Origin of the sequence: Kitasatospora sp. NPDC057518, assembly GCF_042802075.1 — a bacterium.
Taxonomy (GTDB): Bacteria; Actinomycetota; Actinomycetes; order Streptomycetales; family Streptomycetaceae; genus Kitasatospora.
The window spans coordinates 1-21,663 of the sequence record NZ_JBHVEU010000039.1; the positions used below are offsets into that span (position 1 = coordinate 1).

Genomic DNA, 21,663 nt, shown 5'->3' on the forward strand with positions numbered 1-21,663 from the left:
GGCGGAGGGTGCGGCCGCCCGCCCGGTGGCCGTACCGGCGGTCACCGCACCCGTCCGGCCGCCGGGCCCGGAACAGGCGGCGACCCCGCCGCCGGCCACGGGACGGCTCGGCGTCGCGCCCGCCGCCCGGCGCCCGGCCGCCGCCGGGGCCTCCAGGGCCGCCGCTCAGGCGGCGCGTGGCCGGCAGCGGCCGGCCGAGCGGGTGGTCCGGGTCCAGATCGGGCGGGTGGAGGTCAGGGCCGCGGAGCGCGCCCCGGCCGGCCCGCGCCGGGCGGCGGCCGCCCGCCCCTCCCCCGCGCTCGACCTGGGCGCGTACCTCGACCGGGAGCGGCCATGACCAGGCGAGTGGGCCTGCGGGCCGTCACACGTCGCGCACGGGCAGATGCCGCCGAGCGAAACGGGGAGGGCGCATGAGCAACCACCTCGCGATCGCCACGGTGACCGAGGCACTGCGGCTGCTCGTCTCCCGCGCGCTCTCGCCCGACATCCCGTTCGCGGTCGAGGTCGGCACCCGCAAGCCGCCGGCCGAGCCGCCGGCCGACCCGACCATCACCGTGTTCCTCTACCAGGTCACGCCCAACGCCTCGCTGCGCAACCACGACGCGCCCACCCGCGCGACGGACGGCACCGTGCTGACCCGGCCGGCCGCCGCCCTCGACCTGCACTACCTGATCAGCTGCTACGGCGAGGAGTCCCAGCTGGTGGGCCAGCGGCTGCTCGGCTGCGTGGTCCGGACGCTGACCGAACAGCCCGCACTGTCGCGGCAGTTGATCGAGGAGGCGGCCGCCCAGCCGTACCTCGTGGGGACGGACCTGGCCGCCTCGCCGCAGCGGGTGCGCTTCACCCCCACCACGATGGACGTCGACGAGATGTCCAAGCTGTGGAGCACGCTGCTCCAGACCCCCTACGCGCTGTCCGTGACCTACCAGGCCACCGCCGTGTTCGTGGAGGGCAAGGTCGATCCGGTCGCGGGCAAGCCGGTGCTGCGCCGCACCGTCCGGGCCGTGCCGTCCCGCGGGCCGGTCGTCGAGCGGGTGCTGTCCCGCCCGGCCAGGTCCACCGGCGCACCCGAGGAGGGGCCGGTGACCAGGGACCGGGAGCTGGTGGTGGTCGGCTCCGGTCTGCGCGCGGAGCTGGTCGTGGCCCGGCTGGGCGGGCGCCGGGTGCCGGTCGCCCCGGGCGGTGTGCGGGACGACCGGCTGGTGGTCGCCGTCCCGGCGGACCTGCCGCCCGGCGTGTACCAGCTGCAGGTGCTGCACGGCCTGGCGCTGGACGGCCGGCCCGCCGCGGAGCACCTCGCCGTGGAGTCCAACGCGCAGACCTTCGCCCGGCAGCCGCGGATCGCCGCGCCGATCGGTACGGCGGACCGTACCGACGGACCGGCCGGGGTCTCGGCCCAGGTGGACGTCCGGCTGGACCTCCCGCTCCGGGACGACCAGCAGGTCCTGCTGCTGCTGGACGAGTTGAGCCCGCCGACCGGGCGCGCCGGGGCGAGCTACCAGTTCCGCGCGCCCGTGCCGTCGCAGCCGCGCAGCGACCCGTACGCGGTCCGGGTGCCGGTCACCGGCGTCCGGCCGACGGTGTACCTGGCCCGGGTCCAAGTGGACGGCGTGCCGAGCGAGTTGACGGTGTCCGGCGACGGGGCCTTCACCGGTCCCGTGGTGGACCTGACGCACTGACCACAGGACGCACCGACACAACGGACGGGACGGGGGGAGAGATGGCAACGCGCCGCAGGCAGGACCGCGAAGGCCTGGCGGACGAGTCGCACCGGCAGTCGCTGTCGGCCGCGGTCGCCGCCGTGCTCGCACGGGTCGACGCGCACGCGGCCGGCCGTACCGCCGAGCCGGCCCCGCCGTCGACCCCGGAGACGACCCGTACCGCCGAGCCGCCCGCCCCCGGCACCCGCCGCACCGGGCGTCGGCAGCCCGCCGCCGCCCTGGACGCGCTCGCCGCCTCCTTCGGGCTCACCCCCTTCGAGCGGGACGTCCTCGTGCTGGCCGCCGCCCCCGAGATCGACCCCACCGCCGCCGCCCGGTGCGCCGCGGCCGGCGGCGACCCCGGGCGCGGGTACCCGACCTTCTCGCTCGCCCTCGCCGCCCTGGACCGGCCGCACTGGAGCGCGCTCACCCCGGTGGGCCCGCTGCGCCGCTTCCGGCTGGTCGAGCTGGACGACGAGACGGCGATCACCGCCTCCCGGCTGCGGATCGACGAGCGGGTGCTGCACTTCCTGGTCGGCGTGCCCTACCTGGACGTACGGCTGCACGGCCTGCTCACCCGGGTCGGGCCGCCCGGCGAACTGCCCGAACCCCACGAGCGGTGCGCGGCCGAGCTGGCCCAGGGGTGGTCCGCGGCCGGGCTGACCGGCCCGCCGCACGCCGAGCTGAGCGGCGCCGACCGCCGCACCCGCTGGGAGATCGCCTCGGCGGCCGCCCACCGCTCCGGGCTCGGCCTCTACGTCGCGCACCGCGAGGACCTGCCCACCGAGCCCGCCGAGCGCGAGCAGCTCGCCCGGCTGTGGCAGCGGGAGGCGATCCTGATCCCGGCCGCGCTGCTGGTGGAGGACGGGGAGCCGGCCCGGGAGCAGCCGCGGTCCCCGAACGGCGCGGAGGCCTTCCTCGCCAGCCTGGCGGTGCCGCTGGTGGTGTCCGGCGACGAGCCCCGGCCGGCCGGGGCCTCCGACCGCGCCCGGCTGACGGTGCCCACGCTCGGCCCCGAGGAGCAGCTGGGGATCTGGACCGAGGCGCTGGACGGCGCGCCGGGCATCGCCGAGGATGAACTCCGGGCGCTGGCCGCGCAGTTCTCCCTGCCCGGCCACGTGATCCGGTCGGCCGCCGCGACGGCCCGACGGGCGGCCGAGAAGGACCAGGACGTCGGCGAACTGGCCTGGCACGCCGGGCTGGTGGAGGCCCGGATGTCCCTGGACGAGCTGGGCCGACGAGTCGAGCCACGGGCCGACTGGGAGGACCTGGTCCTGGAGGAGCGCCAGCGCGCGACGCTGCGCGAGATCGTCGCCCACGTCCGCCGGCGCGGCACGGTCTACCAGGAGTGGGGCTTCGAGTCGGTGCTGCGGCGCGGCCTGGGGGTGACCGCGCTGTTCGCCGGCGGCTCGGGCACCGGAAAGACGCTGGCGGCCGAGGTCGTCGCCGGGCGGCTCGGGGTGGACCTGTTCGTCATCGACCTCTCCCAGGTCGTCAGCAAGTACATCGGCGAGACCGAGAAGAACCTCCGGCGGGTCTTCGACGCGGCCGAACGCGGCGGCGCGCTGCTGCTGTTCGACGAGGCCGACGCGCTGTTCGGCAAGCGCAGCGAGATCAAGGACAGCCACGACCGCTACGCCAACCTGGAGGTCAGCTACCTGCTGATGCGCATGGAGGCCTACCGGGGCCTGGCCGTGCTCACCACCAACATGAAGAAGGCGCTGGACCCGGCGTTCATGCGGCGGATCAGGTTCGTGGTCGACTTCCCGTTCCCCGGGGTGCCGGAACGCGCCGAGATCTGGCGGCGGGTCATCCCCCCGCGGACCCCCAGCGAGGGCCTCGCCCCCGAGCGGCTCGCCCAACTGACCGTGGCCGGCGGCTCGATCCGCAACATCGCGCTGTCCGCGGCCTTCCTGGCCGCCGACGAGGGCTGCCCGGTGCAGATGCGGCACATGCTGGCCGCCGCGCGCACCGAGTACCTGAAGCTGGAGCGCTCGCTGTCACCCTCGGAGGTCGGCGGATGGGTGTGAACGCGCGGGACGAAGGCGGGCCGGGCACCCCCGAACACCCGGGTGCCGGACGGATCGAGGTCGAGATCGGCGAGCTGGTCCTCGACGGCTTCGACCGGATCGACCACGAGCGGCTGACGACGGCGTTCCGCGGCGAGCTGGCCCGCCTGGTCGAGACGCGCGGTGTACCGCTCGCGGCGGGCGGCGACCGCGCGCTGGACCTGCTCTCCGGGCTGCCGCCGCTGCCGGCGGGCGCCTCACCGCAGCGGCTCGGCGAGGCGCTCGCCCGCGCCGTGCACGCCGGGCTGTCGGGTTCTGGTCAGCTCCCGGCTGGTGGGCGGCTCTCGGGTACCGGGCGGCACGTGGAACGGGGGCGGACGTGACGCAACTCAAGGCCTCCGTACGGGACTCCGCGCAGGACGCCAAGCAGGGCGGCCAGGCCCGGCGCAAGACCCGGGCCCCGAAGGCCCGTACCCCCGAGCCGAAGGAGATCGTCTCTGGCGCGGGCCAGCCGCTCGACCCGGGCGTGCGCCGGGAGTTGGAGGCGCGGCTCGGCCACGACCTCAGCCGGGTCCGGGTGCACACCGACCGGGACTCCGCCGCGCTGACCGAGCTGATCGGCGCGGACGCCGTCGCGGTCGGCCCGGACCTCTTCTTCGGCGAGGGCAAGTACCGGCCGGCCGCCGAGGACGGCCGCCGGCTGCTCACCCACGAGCTGCTGCACACCATCCAGGCCCCGAACCCGCTCGGCGCCCTGCGGGCCGGCCGCGACCTGGGCGCGGTGAGCCTGCCGCAGGACGCCGTCGAACGTGAGGCGGAGCAGGGCGCGAGCGGGGACCGGCCGACGACGGCGACGCCCAGCGCCACACCGGGCTGGCTCCGCTACGCGACCGTCGACGCCGACCGCTTCCGCACCGAACGGCTCGACCCGGCCACCCTGGTCGACCGACTGGCGTCCGGCATCCTGCGCTCGCTGCGCGGCGACCCGACCGACTCCTCCGGCCGGGTCCGCCTCCAACTCGCCAGATTCGCGCCCGAGTTGCAGTCCTCCGTCCTGGACCAGCTGGCGGTCCTGCTGCCCTCCTCCGACTACACCCGGGTGCTGGAACTGGTCGAGGCCGCCGAGCACCGCCCGGCCGACGTGGACGCCGCCCAGACCCCCGAGCCGGTGACCGATGCCGCCGACCGGACCTCCGACGACCGCGACCGGACCGACCAGGAGGACCGCGAGGAGCGGGACCGGCAACAACAACTCGACGACGAGGCACGACAGTCGGACGACCCGAAGGCTCGCCGCAAGCACCGGAAGCACCGCAAGGGCCAGGGCGACCAGGAAGGCAAGGACGACAAGGACGGCGGCGAGGAACGCCCGGAGCAGCAGGACGGACAGCAGGCACCACCCGCGGAGGGCGAGGCCGCTCAGACCGAACCAGCCGCACAGCCCGCCGCGCAGCCGGAGGCCGGTCAGGCTCAACTCCCCACGGAGGCGCAGCCGTCGGCAGTCGAGGAGGCGCCCGCGGCAGGCCCGGAACAGGCGCCCGTACCGGCCGAGGAGGGCGCCGCCCAGCCGGTCGCCGCCACCGTACCCGGCTCGCCCGAGGCCGAGCAGCAGGGCGTCGGCACCCGGCCCTCGGCCGGCACGAAGCCGCAGGAGCCCGCCGCCGGGCTTCTGCCGCAGACCGCGCCGGTCAAGCCCGAGCGCCTGGACACGATCGCGCGGGCCGAGGACAGCCCGCTGGCCCGGCACGGCCTACTGGAGGGCGACCACCGACAGGGCGAAGCCCCGGACGAGGAAAGGCCGTTGGGCATGGAGCCCGGCGCCGAATCCGAGGTCCACGACGCGCCCGCCGCGGGCGAGGACCGGCCGTCGTCGGCCACCCCCGGGCCGGAACTCAAGCCCGGGGACTTCCTTCCCTCCGCCGACCTCGACGTGTCGGCCGTCCCGACGGCCGATCAGCTCACCCTGTCGGCGGACGGCGCGCCCCCCGCGCAGGCCGAGGCGCCCGCGTTCCCCGAGCCGCCCGCGACCAAGGCCGAGCAGGTGCAGGCCGAGCGGGACAGCCGCCCGGAGGACGACGAGGAGGCGGCCCCGGCTCCGCCCGAGCAGGCGGAGCCCGGGGCGGCACCGCAGCCCGCCCCCGAGCCGACCCCCGCCACCGAGGCCGAGGACCGGAGCGCCCGCGACCTCCAGCCGGAGCAGCCGGTCGAGCAGGAGATCGGCCCCGAACCCACCGCGAACCCGGCCGCGGCCCCGGCGCCGGCCCCTGCCGAGCCCACGCAGCCGGAGGCGCCGCAGCCCGAAGCCCCCGCCGAGGCGGCACGCGAGGCCGAACCCGCACCCGAGGCGGCCCCCGAAGCGGCCGCGTCGCCCGAGCCGAGCGGCCCGGACCGTACCGCCCCCGCGGCGCCGGGGCCGGTCGGCGGCAGCAGGCCGGTCGGCGGGGACGGCGCCGTCCTCGACAGCGCTCCCGGGGCAGCCCCCGGGGCAGCGCCCGGTGCCACCCCCGACACCGCCCTGGACGCCGCCCCCGGCCCGGCCGCCGAGCAGGCCGACGCGCCCGGCGGACTCACCGCCCAGGCCGCCCCCGACGCCTCGCTGGAGGCGGGCGGCGGCGCCTGCGCGGGCCCCCAGCAGCCCACCACCGAGGCGGAGCAGGACGGCACCGGCGGCGCCGGCGGCGGCTGTGCGGCCGGGGGCGGAGGCGGGGCCGCCGCCGGGGGCGGAGGCGGGGCCGCCGCCGGGGGCGGGCAGGAGCAGCAGAAGCCGGCCGCGCCCGACGTCTCCGGCCAGGACCCGCAGAGCGCGCTGGCCACCGCCGCGAGCCTGCCGCCCGATCAGCTGGCCACCACCCTGGACGGCGTGGACGGCTCGGTAGACCGTACGGTCGGCGAGCAGCACGCCCGGCTGCAGGCCGCCCCGCCGGCCACCCAGCGCCCGTCCGGGGCGCCGCAGACCCAGTCCGGCGCACCCGAGGCCGCGCCGCCCGCCGAAGCCGTGACGGAGCGGCTGGAGCGGGTCGGCCCGGAGGGCGCGGACGGCGGACAGCAGACGGCCGACCAGAAGAAGGTCGAGGGCCGGAACCCCGGCGACCGGGTCGCCCCGCCCAATGTCGCCGACGACGCGGGCAACCAGGTCTCGGCGCAGGAGGTGCAGCAGGCCCAGGTCGCCGTCGACGGCGTCCCCTCGACCGACCCGGCCCTGAACACCACCGTCGGCGCCGCCCCCAAGGTCGAACTGACCGGGGAGAGCGACCCGGCACGCACCGACCGGCAGGCGGCCAAGCTCAAGGAGAGTTCCGGCAGGATCCTCGGCGTCGGCCGGGAGGACACCGCCAAGCCGATGGGCGAGGACCGGATCTACCCGGACGTCCCGAAGGAGACCCTCACCGCCTCCGTCCCCGGCGGCGGCAAGCGCGGGGGTGCCAGGGCAGGCGGCGCCGTCGACACCAAGCCGGGCATCGGCATCGTCGCCCAGCAGGAACGCGGCCCGCAGATCCAGGCCGCGGTCGGCGAGGGGCAGGGCCGGCTGGGCTCCGAACAGGCCAAGCAGAAGCAGGGCGAGGCCGACGCCCGGCGGCAGAACCAGGCCGAGGTCGACCAGGCGGTCGCCGACAACGCCCAGGCCCAGGCCGGGGAACGGGGCGACGCCGCCGAGAAGGTCAAGGCCGAACGCGAGCAGTGGCGCACCGAGCAGGACGGGAAGATCACCACCGCGGACCAGGACGCCGGTGCCGAGCACACCGACAAGACCGGCCAGATCGACAAGAAGCGCGCCGGGGCCGACAAGGACGTCCAGGACCGCCAGCAGCAGGACAACCAGAAGATCCAGGACAAGCGGAAGGAGGCCGAGGAGAAGGCCCAGAAGGAGAAGGACCGCAAGAAGGAGGAGTCCGAAGGCTGGTGGGGCTGGGTCAAGTCCAAGGTCAAGGCGGCCTTCGACGCACTGGTCGAGGCCGTCACCAAGGTCTTCGACTTCTTCCGCGGCCTGATCAACGACATCATCGACGGCTTCCGGAAGTTCGCGAACTGGGCGATCGACCAGGCGCGGAAGTTCGCCGTCGAGCTGATCGACAAGCTCGCGGACGCGCTCATCAAGATCTGCGACGTCCTGCTGGCGGCCTTCCCCGAACTGCGGGACAAGTTCCGCAAGAAGATCGAGGAATGGCGCGACAAGGCCATCGCCAAGGTCAACGAGTGGGCGGACCGGCTCAAGAACGCCGTCAACAAGCTCCTCGACGCACTCGCCGCCGGGCTGAACGCACTGCTGGACGCGCTGGAGGCAGGACTCAAGGCCGCCATCGAGGCGGTCCGCAAGGCCGTCATGGACGCGATCGACTTCGTCCAGAAGGCGATCGCCGTCTTCGGCGAGTTCGCGGCCCTGATCGGCGACATCGCCCCCGACCCGGGCGGCTGGCTGAAGAAGCTCGGCACCGCCGCGGTCGACGGCATCCAGCACTACCTGTGGGGCGCGATCAAGAGCGCGGTGCGGACCTGGTTCAACGAGAAGGTCGAGTCGGTCGTCGGGCTGACGTCCACGATCGTCAACGTCCTGGTCAAGGGCTGCATCTCGATGGCCCAGATCGGCCGGATGGCCTGGCAGGCGATCGTCGCGGCGCTGCCCGGGATGATCGTGTCGATCGTCGTCGAGAAGCTGGTCTCGATGATCGTGCCGGCGGCCGGTGCGATCATGACGATCATCCAGGGGCTGATGGCGGCCTGGAACACCATCAGCAAGATCATCGCGGCGATCGGGAAGTTCGTCGCCTTCCTCAAGGCCGTCAAATCCGGATCGGCCGCCTGCCTCTTCGCCGACGCCGTCGCGGCGGGCGTGGTCGCGCTGCTCGACTTCATCTCCAACTTCCTGCTCAGCAAGCTCAAGGGAGCCGGCAAGGCGGTCGGCACCAAGCTCAAGGGGATCGCCCAGCGGATCCTCAAGGGCCTGGCCAGGGCGGGTCGCGGTGCCCGCAAGGCGGCGGGCCGGGCCGTCAACAAGGCCCGCGCGAGCCTGCGCCGGGCCACCCAGTCCCTGCGGCGCCGGCCCGCCCCCGGCCGTCCCGCCCGGCCCGCCCGCCCTGCCCGCACCGGCCCCGCCCGGCACACCGTGCAGCACGCGGAGCGCCCCGCCCAGCACCGCCCGGCCGCCACCCGCCCCAAGCCCACCACCCCGCGCCGCCCCACCTCCCCCGTCGGCCGCGCCCTCAACTCCTCCCGCCAGACCGTCAAGGCCGCCCTCAACCGGGTACGGACGGCCGCCCGCACCCTCGGCCGCAAGGTCCTCAACAGCAAGCTGGGCCGCGCCCTCACCAACGGCGCCCACAGGATCCGCGACGCCTACCGCAAGCAACGCGACCGCCTCCGCACCTGGCACCAGAAGCGCCAGCAGCAACGCGCCCAACGCCGCGCCCACGAGAACTCGCCCGAGGCGAAGCAGCAGCGCCTGGACCTGATCGTCGCCCGCATCCGGCCACGGATCCAGAGCCTGCTCGGTCGGGGCATCCCGACGCGGGTACTGGGCGGTGTGCTCGGGGCCATGCGCCTGTGGTACCGATTGACCCGGCTCGACATCGACACCACAGGGCAAGCGCGGCTCCTTCGGGCCCTGCTCAATCCGACCGCGGATGTCACCGATGCCGAGTTGCTACGCCGCATCGAGATCCTCTCCCATGTCGAACGTCGGGTCCAAGAGGTCCTCGCCGACCGAGCCGCGAACAACTCCCGGAAGGCACCGGGCGATCAGGCCGTCAACTTCGAACCCGAACGGGCTTCGCCGCGCGAGGGCGAGAAAGCGAAGCGCACCATGATCGCCAGAAACGGCGCGGAGCCGGTCGACGTCCTGGCCGAGACCCAATTGAGGAAGAGCGAGAAGAAGTCTCCCCAGGCATTGATTCTCGACGAGGTCGCCGAGATGCAGATCGTCAACAGACCGGGCGATCCAGGCGGGAGGTGGGACCGTCGCGACCGGGACACCGGAAAGATCGCCCAGGGCGAAGGTAAGTACGACGACCTTTTCGTCCAGCTGAAGGAGCTCCGCACAAAGTTGGGGAACGAGCGCTTCAAGCAGATGTTCAAATCACTGCTCGAAGGTAACTACAAAGATCTCCCTGCGAACTACCGGTCGAAGTTCATTGGCATCGGCGCCCTCTACGTTTTCGTCCGCGTGGTGGCGGAGGGGCAGCGCCGCCCGGGTGCCCTGGTCAGCTCCATGGGCGAGCTCAACCGCATGACGCTCCCGCATGTCGACCCGGAGCAGGAGCTCTCCAGGATATCGAAGACTGGACCGATGGTGGCCGACAAGTCGGTCGCGGTCTCCAACTCACTCTCCTTCCTGATGAAGGAGGTGAACGGCATCACCGACGAAAAGGGGAAGCTCGCCAGGATAGCGAAGGCCAGGAACGAAGGATTCCACCAGGATCGCAAGCTCTTCGAGCTCTCCAAGAAGGACTACGAGAGTGCCGCGAAGTGGCCGAAGTTGAAGGGCATTTCCAAGGAGGACCTCCCCAGCCACCTGGAGACTCCGGGGGGCATGCTCCACAAGTTGATCGATTCCATCGAGCGGACGCTGGAGGACGAGGAGATCCTGACGCGCGGCACCGGTAAGGCCAACACGGCAAAAGCCGTGAACCGTGCAGTGGACACGCTGCTCAGGCGGTGGGGATGGATAGAGTGACGCTGTCCTGGAGCACCGGTAAGGAAAGGTGGCAGCAATGGAGTTGAGGAGCCGTCGAATGGTCCTCAGGGAAGGCCAGAACCCTGAGGATGTCGAGGAAGTGATCCGGGCCCTGGGTGGCTCCGAGGACACCAGGGTCGTACGGGAGTTCTTCGGCGGGAGGCGGGAGGTGGAGTGGCCGATCGGGGACGACTTGAAACTGGTGCAGGGCGAGGACGGAACCTCCCACTGCCGCTACGTCCAGGTTCTCGGGGACGACGAGGACGACGTCATGGCGGCGATCGAGTCGTGCGAGGAATCCCTGCGGCCGTGGAGCTACGAGGATCTGATCAGGTTCTACGACCTCGCGAGTGGCTCGGAGGAAGGTCCGCATGCCGTCCTCCGGCTCGCCCTGGGCGCCCCGCCGTCCCCGGATGACGACTTCGTTGCACGGGTGCTCAAATCCCTGGGGAGTTCGGATCCCGAAATCCGCGATGCCGGCGTCCTCGCGGCCGCCACCTATGCGCTCAGCGCTTTTGTGCCGCGTCTCTCCGAACTGGCCAGCAGCGACGCCGACCCGGAGGTCAGGGACACTGCGCGGGCGACCCTCGAAGCCTACGCGGGCGCGGGGTTGACATGACCGGGTACACGGACGCGCCGAAGCCGATCAGGGCCGGGCTGGTCGTCGTCGATCCGCTGCGCGGCACTCCGCAGCGGGTCGTGGTGCTGCAGTTCAATCCGGACAGTCTGGAGCGCTCGTTGGCGCCGCAGGTGGCAGGAGCGGACGGCAGTGGGGACCGGACGGAGGCGTTGCGGTTGAAGGGGCCGGCCGTGGAGAGCTGGAAGTTCACGGCGGAGCTGGACGCGACCGACCAGCTGGACGTGCCGGCGCCGAACGGGATTCATCCGCAGCTGGCGACGCTCGAGCTGCTGGTGCAGCCGACCAGTGACCAGGTGCGGGCGAACCAGGCGTTGGCCTCGCTCGGGACCTTGGAGGTCACGCCGATCGAGGCGCCGCTGACCCTCTTCACCTGGGGTGGGAAGCGGATCCTGCCGGTGCGGCTGACCGAACTGACCATCACCGAGGAGGCGTTCGACATCGATCTGAACCCGATCAGGGCGGCCGTCGCGATCGGGCTGCGCGTCCTGACCGTCAGTGATCTGCCGACCGGGCACCGCGGGGCGGAGCTGTATCTCGCGCACCTGGCGCAGAAGGAGCGGCTGGGCGGTGCCGCGGCCGACGGCCGGTTGGGCGCGCTCGGGGTGGGAGGGGGGTTCCAGTGACCGTCGACCCGTTGAACGCGCTGCCGGCGCCTTCGCCGTATCCGTTGACCAGCCGGTACCACGGTGTCCCGGTCGCGTTGCACACGGAGCCGGACGGGCGCCAGGTCCCGTACCTGCGGCGGCGGTTGCTGCCGAGTGCGGAGGGGCTGACCCCGCTCGCCGAGCACACCGTCAGTGCAGGCGACCGTCCCGATCTGCTGGCCTACCGCTACCTCGGCAGCGCCGACCAGTGGTGGCGGATCGCCGACGCCAACCCGGTGCTCGATCCACGGGAGTTGACCGCGACGCCGGGGCGGCGGATCACGATCGCGCTGCCCGGCGCGGTGCCGGGGGCGGGGCCGGGGGTGGGGAGTGGTTGACGCCTCGGCGGTGACAGGGGGTGGGGCGATCGGGTCGATCCACCTGAGCCTGTTGATGGGGCCGCAGATTCCGGTGCCGGTGCCGCAGCCGGTGACCGACGCGCTGTTGTCGGCGCAGGTGACGGTGGCGTCGGGGCAGCGCAGCGGGTTCCAGTTGGCCTTCGACCTGTCGAAGAACGGGCTGATCAACACCGCGCTGCTGCCGGGCGGTTTCTTCGACCCGAAGATCAGGGTCGTGCTGATGGCGGTGGTCACGGGGACGCCGGCCGTGCTGATGGACGGGGTGATCATCCGCCAGGAGGTCGGGATCAGCAACCAGCCCGGCCAGTCCACGCTCACCGTCACCGGTGAGGACCTGACGGTGCTGATGGACCTGGAGGAGCAGGCCGGCGTGCCCTTCCCCGCGATGTCCCCGGCGGCCCGGGTCGCCGCGATCATCGGCAAGTACGGGCAGTACGGCATGGTGCCGCTGGTCGTCCCGGAGCTGGTGCCGCAGACGCCGATGCCGACCCGGCGGATCGACTTCCAGAAGGGCACCGACCTCGGCTACGTCAACGAGCTGGCGAAGGCGAACGGTTACGTGTTCTACCTGGACCCCGGGCCGGTCCCGGGGATGAGCCGCGCCTACTGGGGGCCGGAGGTCCGGCTGGGCGTCCCGCAGCACGCGCTGAACGTGAACATGGACGCGCTGTCCAACGTCGACCAGCTCACCTTCGCCTTCGACGGCACCGCCCGCGAGGAGCCGGAGGCGCGCATCCAGCTGCCGGCGACCAAGGTGTCGACGATCCTGCCGGTGCCGGAGGTCAGCATCCTGCGGCCGCCGCTCGCGCTCAGGCCGGCGCCGGCGCTGAAGAAGAAGGTCATCGCCGACACCGCCAAGAAGGACACCTCGCAGGCCGTCGCCGAGACGATCGCGAAGGCGATGCAGTCGGCGGACGCCGTCTCCGGCTCGGGCCAGCTCGACGTCGTCCGGTACGGGCACGTGCTGCGGCCGCGCGAACTGGTCGGCGTCCGAGGGGCCGGGATCACCTACGACGGCCTGTACTTCGTCAAGAGCGTCACCCACAACCTCAAGCGCGGCTCGTACACCCAGAACTTCACGCTGGCCCGCGAGGGCCTGATCGCCCTCCAGCCGACCGTCGTCCCGTAACACCGAAGTCCCGCACCACCGAACCACCGAACCGCCAAAGCACCGCAGCACCGCAGCACCGCAGCACCGCACCGCCAAAGCACCGCAGCACCGCAGAGCGTCGAAGTCCCGCAAGGCCGCCCCGACCAGCAGGAGTTGCCAGCATGGCCGAACCGACCCGCTACCTCGGCAAGTACCGGGGAACGGTGGTGACCAACACCGACCCGCTCGGGATCGGCCGCATCCAGGCCCAGGTGCCCGACGTCCTGGGCGACGCCGTGTCGACCTGGGCGATGCCGTGCTTCCCGGTGGCCGGCCCGGGCATGGGGCACTACGCCGTGCCGCCGGTCGGGGCGGGCGTGTGGCTGGAGTTCGAGCAGGGCGACCAGAGCTACCCGATCTGGACGGGCTGCTGGTACGGCTCCGCCTCGGAGGTCCCGGTGGAGGCGACGACGGGGCCGCCGGGCGTCCCGAACATGGTGCTGGAGACCTCGGGGCGGCGGGTGATCGTGCTGTCCGACGACCCGACCACGGGGATCACGCTGCGCATCCCGAGCGGGGCCTCGATCGTGATCAACGACTCGGGCATCCGGATCAGCAACGGCCAGGGCGCCTCGATCGCGCTGGTCGGCGCCACCGTGACCATCAACCAGGACGCCCTGAGCGTGACCTGACGGGGGGAGATTGTCTTGTCCGGAAAACTACTGCACGTCAATGCGACGGTGATCTGCCCGCACGGCGCCCAGGCGACGGCGGTGCCCGCCCAGGGCCGGGTGCTGGTCGCCGGGCAGGCCGTCACCAGCACGGCCGACCTGTACACCGTGACCGGCTGCCCGTTCACCGTGGCCGGGAAGCCGCAGCCCTGCGTCACGATCCGCTGGGTGCTGCCGTCCGCCCGGATCCGGGTCAACGGCTCGCCCGCGCTGCCGCAGTCCGCCACCGGGCTGTGCCAGAGCGCCGAGCAGATCCCGCAGGGGCCGCCGGTCGTCACCGTCGTCCAACAGCGGGCGGAGGGGGTATGAGCACCACGCGATCCACCCAACAGTCCGTCAGCGGCGCCGAGTTGATGGCACCAACGCCAGGGCCCGCGCGGACGGACCTCGCCTTCCCGTTCCGGATCGACAGCCGAGGGCGCACCGCCGGGGCGGCGTACGACGACCATGTGCGCGACCTGATCGAGCAGTTGCTGTTCACCAGCCCCGGTGAGCGGGTCATGCACCCGGACTTCGGCTGCGGGCTGCTCGACCTGGTCTTCGCGCCGAACAGCCCGGAGCTGGCGGCCACTTTGCAGCTGTCCGTCCAGGCGGCGCTGCAGCGGTGGCTCGGCGATGTGATCGAGGTCGTCGCGCTCGACGTGGAGAGCGAGGACAACGTGGTGCGGGTCGAGCTGGCGTACGTCGTCCGCCGGACGGGCACCCGGCGGCAGGACGTGTTCGAGGGCGGGGTGGCGGCATGACCGGCCAGGCGGAATTCCCGACCTCTCAGTGCGGCACGGAACTTCGCCGGGCCGACGTGCGCGCGGCGCGGCTGCTGGGCCTGGACGGCGCCGAGCCGAGCGACGACGGGCGCACGCTGACGGTGACCTTCCTCGGCCGGGCGCCGGACGAGCTGGGCCCGGAGAACATCCGGGTCGACGGCGGCCGCCGGATCACCGGTCTGCGCGCCCTCGCGGTCGACATCGAGCGCGCGGACGACCCGGAGCTGGACGACCGGATGCTCGTCACCCTCGACCGGGCGGGCGACACCTCCCGCTACCGGCTGAGCGTGGTCCTGGCGGACGCGTACGGCCGGCCGGGCACCCGCCCGTTCCCGGGCTTCGACCCGCGGTACGCGCACACCGGGTTCTCCTTCGGCGCCGACTGCCCGTCCCCGTACGACTGCCGCACCGACGAGGGCTGCCCGCCCGCCGTCCGGCCGGCCCCGGTCATCGACTACACCGCGCGCGACTACGAGAGCCTGCGCCGGCTCGTGCTGGACCGGATGAGCCTGACCGTCCCCGGCTGGACCGAGCGGCACCTGCCCGACCTCGGCGTCACCCTGGTCGAGCTGCTCGCCTACACCGCCGACCAGCTCTCCTACCAGCAGGACGCGGTGGCCACCGAGGCGTACCTCGACACGGCCCGCCGCCGGGTGTCGGTGCGCCGGCACGTCCGGCTGGTCGACTACGCGGTGCACGACGGCTGCAACGCCCGGGCGTTCGTCGCGCTGGCGGTGGACCGCTCCGTCACCCTGCGGTCCGGCACCTTCCGGTTCGCCGCCGTCGACGTCGGCCGGCTGGGCCCGCAGGAGCGCCCGGAGCTGTCCACGGTGATCCCGGACGAGGACCTGGACGTGCTCGCCCGCACCGCCGCGGTGGAGGTGTTCGAGCCGCTCGGCGGGGCGGACCTGGTGCTGCACCCCGCGCACAACACCATCCGGTTCTGGACCTGGGGCGACCAGGACTGCGTCCTGCCCCGGGGCGCGACCTCCGCCACCCTCCGCGACGACCGGCCCGACACCGACCCGTGCCCGCGCGAGGACCGGCCCGGGGCGGCCTCGCACGACGACCGGCCCGGGGCGGCCCCGCGCGAGGACACCGCCCCGCCCGGCGACCGGCCCGGCACCGACAAGCCCGAGCTCCGTACCCGCCACCTGGCGCTGCGCCCCGGCGACCTGCTGGTCATCGAGGAGGTCCTCGGCCCGCGCACCGGCGCGCCCGCCGACGCCGACCCCGCGCACCGCCAGGCCGTCCGGCTCACCTCCGTCACCCCGCTGGTCGACGAGCTGTACGACCAGCCCGTGCTGGAGGTCACCTGGGCGCCGGAGGACGCGCTCGCCTTCCCGGTCTGCCTGTCCTCCCACGGCGGCAGCGACTGCGGCCCGATCGCCGATGTGAGCGTCGCCCGCGGCAACGTCGCCCTGGTCGACCACGGCCGCTCGCTCAGCTTCTGCGGCGGCGCCCCGGAGGCCTTCCCGGTGCCGCCGGAGCCGGTCCGTACGGCGCCCTGCGGGCCGGGCGGGTGCGGCTGCGAGGACCGCGCCGAGGGCAGCCCGGCGGCGGAGGCGATCCGGGAACTGCTCGACCAGGCCCGCGACGGCCGCCAGCTCGGCCCGGAGCAGGTCCGCGCCCTGGACGCGCTGCTCGGCGAGGCGGCGGTGCGGCGGGCCGGGCTGAGCGTGCTGCTCGCGCCCGGCGCGACCGCGGAGGGCGAGGACGGCGAGGGCGCGGTGGTGGAGCCGCCCACGGCCGACGCCCAGGCGGCGGCGCTGGAGACCCTGCTCGACCAGAGCCGCTACCCGGTGCTGCCGCAGCCCTTCCGTCCGCTGCTGCGCTACGCGCCGGTCACCCAGGCGGCCGCCTACCCGGACCGGGCGCACGTCTGCGCCGGGCAGGCCGCCCTGCTCGCCGGCGTTCCGGAGCGGGTCCGGCTGCGACTGGAGGGGCTGTGGCACCGGGCGTGCGACGGCCACCACCTCTCCCGGGCCGAACTCGCCGAACTGACCGTGCTGTTCGGCGCCCGGGTGGTGCAGGAGCTGCGGCTCGCGGAGCGGCCCGCCGCCGGGCTGCGCGAGCTGCTGGCCCGCCGCACCCGCCTGCTCGCCGCCAAGCTGCGCCGCCTGGAGGTGCTCACCGCGCGCGCCCGCTCCGGCGGGGTGCTCGGGCGGCCCACCGTCTGGGAGGTGGCCCAGAGCTGGGGCGCCCGGTACGCCGCCGGGCTCGACCCCGACTCCCCCGCGCTGGCCGGCCCCGCGGCCGGGATCGCCGTCCAGGACCCGCGCGCCGCCCTGCCCGAGGTCCGGGCCACCTCGGCGGGCCAGGAGTGGACGCCGCGCCGGGACCTGCTCGCCGACGGCCGCCGGGACCGGCACTTCGTGGGCGAGCTGGAGGACGACGGGCGCCTCGCGCTGCGCTTCGGCGACGGCCGCCACGGCCTGCCGCCCGTACCCGGCGGCACGCTGGAGGTCGCGTACCGGATCGGCAACGGCACGGCCGGGAACGTGGGCGCGGAGGCCGTCAACCACCTGGTGGTCTGCCGGGAACGGCCGCCCCAGGCGAACCGACGCGGCGCCGCCGCCCGGCCGCAGGACGCGGTGCGGCTGGTCCGCAACCCGCTGCCCGCGACCGGCGGGGTCGAGCCCGAACCGCTCGACCAGGTCCGCCGGCTCGCCCCGCTCGCCCTGGGCCGCACCCGGCTGCGCGCCGTCACGGCCGCCGACTACGCGGAGCTGGCCGCCGCCCTGCCGGGCGTCCGGCGGGCCGCGGCCGCGCTCCGCTGGACGGGCAGTGCGCAGGAGGTGCACGTCGCCGTCGAGCCGTTCGGGCAGGCGGTGGCCGGCCCGGCCCTGCTGGAGGCGGTCGGGCACGGTCTGGAGGCGTACCGCCGGATCGGCCACGACCTGGTCGTCCGGCCCGCCCTGCTGGTGCCGATCGACCTCGAACTGCGGGTCTGCGCCGCCGCCGGCTACCAACGCGGCCACGTCCTGGCCGAGTTGCGCCGGGTTCTGGGCAACCGCGCCCTACCGGACGGCCGGCTCGGCTTCTTCCACCCGGACGCGCTGGGCTTCGGCGAACCGGTGCGGGTCTCCAGGCTGGTGGCCGCGGCGGCCGCCGTGCCGGGCGTCGTCAGTGCTGAAGTGACCAGGATGCGGCGGCAGTTCGGACGGGACGACGGCGAGCTGGACGACGGGCTGCTGCGGCTCGGCGCGCTGGAGATCGCCGCGTGCGACAACGACCCCGACCGGCCGGAGAACGGCCGGCTCTCGATCGTCCTCGGAGGTGACCGATGAGCGGCCAGTGCACCTGCGGCTGCGCGGGCACCGCCACCGCGACCCCGGTCCCGGTGTTCAACCCGCCCGGACTGGACGCCATCGGCTACCGGGTCGGCCGCTACGGGGAGTTCCTCGACAGCCTGCTCGCCCGGCTGTCCGGCCCCGCCTACCCGGCGCTGCGCGACCTGACCGTCCGCACCCCGGACGACCCGGCGATCGCGCTGCTGGACGCCTGGGCCGTGCTCGCCGACCTGCTCACCTTCTACTCGGAGCGGATCGCCAACGAGGGCTACCTGCGCACCGCCACCGAGGAGGACTCGCTCGCCCTGCTCGGCAGGCTGGTCGGGCACCGGCCCCGGCCCGGCGTGGCCGCCGACACCTACCTCGCCTACTCCCTCGACCACGACCCGAGGGCGGCCGAGGACCCGACCGTGGTGATCCCGCGCGGCGCCCGCAGCCAGAGCGTCCCCGGCCCCGGCGAGGACCCGCAGTCCTTCGAGACCGCCGAGGACCTCGCCGCCCGCTCGGCCTGGAACGAACTGGCCGTGCTGCGCCGCCGCCCGTACCAGCTGACGCCCGGCCAGCTGAACCCCGGCGGACGCGCCGAGCTCTTCGCCGCCGGCACCGCGAACAACCTGCGGCCCGGCGACCGGCTGCTGTTCGTGTTCAGCGCCGACAAGGCCGCCGACCCGGTCCACCGGATGCTGCGGCTGGTGCCCGAGGTGCGGCTCGACCGCGACAACGACGTCACGGTGATCGGGCTGCCCCGGGACCTGCGCACCCTCAAGGACCTGCGCGCCGAACTCGCCGACTGGATCACCGTCTCCGAGTCCGCCCCGAACCCGAGGCCCGGGCACAGCCGGATCGTCCGGGACTTCGACGAGCAGGTGCTCGCCCCACTGCGCGCCGACCTCGACCGGCCGTCCGGCCCGCTGGGCACCCCGGCCGAGTTCGCCGACCGGCTCGCCCCGGTGGTCGACCGGGCCGCCGAGGCCGCCGAACTGGCCCACGCCCAGCAGCCGGTGGCCGACTGGTTCGGGCATCTCGGCGAGGAGCTGACCGGCCTGCGGGACCGCGCCCACCAGCTGGAGCCGCCGCAGGCCCCCGACAAACCCGGGCCCCCCGGCCCCGGGACCGCCGACCCGGCCGTCCGCGGACTCGGCTCGCTGCTGGCCGCGCTGCGCACCGCCCCCGCCCGGCCCCCGCTCAGCGCGCGGGACCTCGCCCGCGACCCGCAGCGCCTGTTCGCGCCCGGCTCGGACCTCGGCGCGCAGCTGCTGTCCGCGCTCGACCCCCGGCTGCGCGACGGCCTCTACCCCGCCTGGCGGCAGGTCGACCTGACGGCGCCGCTGGCCGTGCACGAGATCCAGGCGATGCGGGTGGTCGCCACCCCGTTCGGCGCCACCGCGCCGCTCAAGCCCGTCTACGGCACCGACGGCCGGATCGACCGCTACGTGGACTGGCCGCTCTCCGGCAGCACGCTGGTCAGCGTCCGGATCGCCTTCGACGACGCCGGCACCGTCCCGAAGACCGCCGACTTCACGTACGTCGAGGCGGGCAGCCTGGTGCACAGCGGGTTCTCGCTGCCGTGGGACCACACCTTCCCGTTCGGGCCCGGCCAGGTCAAGATCGTCACCACCGAGCCGACGGCACCGCCCGTACCGCCGCCGTCCGCCCTGCGGACCGCCGTACCCGCGCCCGCCCCGGAGCCCGGCGTCAGCGCCCAGCTGCTGGCCGAACTGCCGGAGCGCACGGTCTTCGTGTCCCGCCCCCAGGCCGACGGCCGCGTCCACGTGAAGGTCGAGGGCGGGCCCGGCCCCGCGCTCGACTACCAGCTCGACCCGGGCCAGGAGCGGACCGGCGAGTCCGGCGAGCTGAACGTCCGGGTGCACCGCTACGCCGGCACCGACCAGTCGGCGCCGGCCGTCGAGGTGGCCCTCACCACCAAGCTGCAGCCGGTCTCCGGCACGGTGCTCACCCTCGACGCCGTGTACGACCAGATCGCGCCCGGCAGTTGGGTGGTGATCCAGCGCCCCCGCAAGGGCCTCGACGGCGGCATCCCGGGCAGCCGCGACCTCGCCGAGGTCATCACCCGGGTCACCGACGTGCGCGTGGTCTCCCGCGCCGACTTCGGCATCACCGGAAAGGTCACCGAACTCTCCCTCCAGCAACCGTGGTTGGACGACCAGGACACCCAGCTCTCGCACCTGCGGGACGCCACCGTCTACGCCCGCGGCGAGTCGCTGCGGCTCGCCGACGAGCCGGTCACCGAGGACGTCCACGGCGACCGGATCGAACTCGCCCGGCTCTACGACGGGTTGACCCCCGGCCGGTGGATCGCGGTCAGCGGCGAGCGGACCGACCTCCCGCACACCACCGGCGTCCGCGGCACCGAACTGGCCATGATCGCCGGCGTCGAGCAGGGCGTCGACCCGCTCCTGCCCGGGGACACCGTCCGCACCACCGTCACGCTCAGCGCCCCGCTCGCCTTCCGCTACCGGCGCGACACCGTCCAGGTCCTCGGCAACGTCGTCCGCGCCACCCAGGGCGCCACCCGCGACGAGGCGATCGGCAGCGGCGACGCGGGCGTCCCCGGCCAGCGCTTCACCCTCTGGCAGTCGCCGCTCACCTGGCTGGCCGCCGACACCCCCGGGGGCGCGCGCAGCACCCTGGAGGTCCGGGTCGACGGGGTGCTCTGGCACGAGGTCGACAGCCTCACCGGACGCGGCCCGGACGAACGGGTCTACGTCACCGCGACCGCCGCCGACGGCCGCACCACCGTCACCTTCGGCGACGGCGTGCACGGCTCGCGCCTGGCCACCGGCCGGGAGAACGTCCGCGCCCGCTACCGGATCGGCATCGGCGAGAGCGGCAACGTCGGCGCCGGCCGGATCACCCAGCTCACCACCCGCCCGCTCGGCGTCTCCGCCGTCGTCAACCCGCTGCCCGCCACCGGCGGCGCCGGACCGGACGGACCGGGCCTGGCCAGGCGCACCATCCCGCTCGCCGTCACCGCCCTGGACCGGCTGGTCTCGGTGCCCGACTACGAGGACTTCACCCGCGCCCGGGCCGGCATCGGGCGCGCCAGCGCCACCCGGCTCTCGGACGGCCGGCGCGAACTCGTCCACGTCACGGTCGCCGGGGTGGACGACATCCCGCTCGCCGCCGACTCCGACCTGCTCCGCACCCTGCGGTCCTCGCTCACCGCCTACGGCGACCCGCGGCTGCCCGTCCGGGTCGCCGTGCGCGAGCTCGTCCTGCTGGTCGTCGCCGCGGGCGTCAAGGTCGCCCCGGACCACTCCTGGGACCTCGTCGAACCGGCCGTGCGCCGCGCCCTGCTCGACCGGCTCGGCTACGCCGGACGCCAACTCGGCCAGCCCGCCCACCTGTCCGAGGTGCTCGCCGCCGCCCAGGCCGTCCCCGGCGTGGACCGGGTGGACGTCGACGCCTTCACCGGCGTGCCCGGCAGCCTCACCCCGGACGGCCTGGAGAACCTCGCCGCCCAACTCGCGCGGCCGCAGCCGACGGTCCCGGCCCGGCTCGCCCGCTACGAGGAGCAGCGCTACCGGGTGCGGGACGCCGCCGGCGAGACGCTCACCGACATCGCCGCCCGCAACGGCGTCCCGCTCGCGGAACTGCTGCGCCTCAACCCGGCCGTCACCGACACCCGCCCGCTGCCGGCCGGCCGCGTGGTGACGGTGTTCCGCGGCATCCGACCGGCCCAACTCGCCGTACTGGCACCGGACCTGCCCGACACGTTGATCCTCAAGGAGATCCGCGGATGAAC

The 21,663-nt window shown here is 74.4% G+C and carries 13 protein-coding genes and 1 pseudogene; all 14 read left to right on the forward strand.

The genetic code is table 11. From position 1 onward, the window contains the following. Nucleotides 1-337: pseudogene (locus ACFU7Z_RS06465) on the forward strand (hypothetical protein); the annotation flags it as partial. A 73-nt stretch (nt 338-410) separates the two neighbouring features. Continuing rightward, complete coding sequence (locus ACFU7Z_RS06470; RefSeq protein ID WP_380776605.1) at nt 411-1,679, forward strand: DUF4255 domain-containing protein; 1,269 nt, start codon at nt 411-413, stop codon at nt 1,677-1,679. A gap of 41 nt (nt 1,680-1,720) precedes the next feature. Further along, complete coding sequence (locus tag ACFU7Z_RS06475; RefSeq protein WP_380776607.1) at nt 1,721-3,730, forward strand: ATP-binding protein; 2,010 nt, start codon at nt 1,721-1,723, stop codon at nt 3,728-3,730. Continuing rightward, nucleotides 3,721-4,092 carry a hypothetical protein gene (locus ACFU7Z_RS06480; protein ID WP_380776609.1) on the forward strand — a complete coding sequence of 124 codons (372 nt, stop codon included), beginning with the start codon at nt 3,721-3,723 and terminating at the stop codon, nt 4,090-4,092. Before ACFU7Z_RS06475 ends, ACFU7Z_RS06480 begins: the two co-directional genes overlap by 10 nt. Then, complete coding sequence (locus ACFU7Z_RS06485) at nt 4,089-10,376, forward strand: DUF4157 domain-containing protein (RefSeq protein ID WP_380776611.1); 6,288 nt, start codon at nt 4,089-4,091, stop codon at nt 10,374-10,376. The genes ACFU7Z_RS06480 and ACFU7Z_RS06485 overlap by 4 nt, the downstream gene beginning before the upstream one ends. 37 nt (nt 10,377-10,413) lie before the next feature. Next, on the forward strand, nt 10,414-10,995 hold the full coding sequence (locus ACFU7Z_RS06490) for a HEAT repeat domain-containing protein (RefSeq protein WP_147409044.1): 582 nt from the start codon (nt 10,414-10,416) through the stop codon (nt 10,993-10,995). Further along, nucleotides 10,992-11,639 (forward strand): hypothetical protein, encoded by a 648-nt coding sequence (locus ACFU7Z_RS06495; RefSeq protein WP_380776613.1) that lies wholly within the window; start codon nt 10,992-10,994, stop codon nt 11,637-11,639. The genes ACFU7Z_RS06490 and ACFU7Z_RS06495 overlap by 4 nt, the downstream gene beginning before the upstream one ends. A gap of 77 nt (nt 11,640-11,716) precedes the next feature. Then, nucleotides 11,717-11,998 carry a LysM domain-containing protein gene (locus tag ACFU7Z_RS06500; protein WP_380776615.1) on the forward strand — a complete coding sequence of 94 codons (282 nt, stop codon included), beginning with the start codon at nt 11,717-11,719 and terminating at the stop codon, nt 11,996-11,998. A gap of 55 nt (nt 11,999-12,053) precedes the next feature. Further along, on the forward strand, nt 12,054-13,148 hold the full coding sequence (locus tag ACFU7Z_RS06505; protein ID WP_049657830.1) for a hypothetical protein: 1,095 nt from the start codon (nt 12,054-12,056) through the stop codon (nt 13,146-13,148). 143 nt (nt 13,149-13,291) lie between these two features. Then, nucleotides 13,292-13,801: a phage baseplate assembly protein V gene (locus tag ACFU7Z_RS06510; protein ID WP_049657827.1), complete on the forward strand. Its 510-nt coding sequence runs from the start codon at nt 13,292-13,294 to the stop codon at nt 13,799-13,801. A 15-nt stretch (nt 13,802-13,816) separates the two neighbouring features. Then, the gene (locus ACFU7Z_RS06515) at nt 13,817-14,149 is read left to right on the forward strand and encodes a hypothetical protein (protein ID WP_074006030.1); all 333 of its coding nucleotides are present in this window, start codon (nt 13,817-13,819) and stop codon (nt 14,147-14,149) included. 44 nt (nt 14,150-14,193) lie between these two features. Further along, nucleotides 14,194-14,583 carry a GPW/gp25 family protein gene (locus tag ACFU7Z_RS06520; protein ID WP_049657840.1) on the forward strand — a complete coding sequence of 130 codons (390 nt, stop codon included), beginning with the start codon at nt 14,194-14,196 and terminating at the stop codon, nt 14,581-14,583. Further along, nucleotides 14,580-17,894, forward strand: coding sequence for a putative baseplate assembly protein (locus ACFU7Z_RS06525; protein ID WP_380776617.1), 3,315 nt, complete (start codon nt 14,580-14,582; stop codon nt 17,892-17,894). Before ACFU7Z_RS06520 ends, ACFU7Z_RS06525 begins: the two co-directional genes overlap by 4 nt. Continuing rightward, nucleotides 17,891-21,661: a putative baseplate assembly protein gene (locus tag ACFU7Z_RS06530; RefSeq protein WP_380776619.1), complete on the forward strand. Its 3,771-nt coding sequence runs from the start codon at nt 17,891-17,893 to the stop codon at nt 21,659-21,661. Before ACFU7Z_RS06525 ends, ACFU7Z_RS06530 begins: the two co-directional genes overlap by 4 nt. The last annotated feature ends 2 nt before the right edge of the window (nt 21,662-21,663 follow it).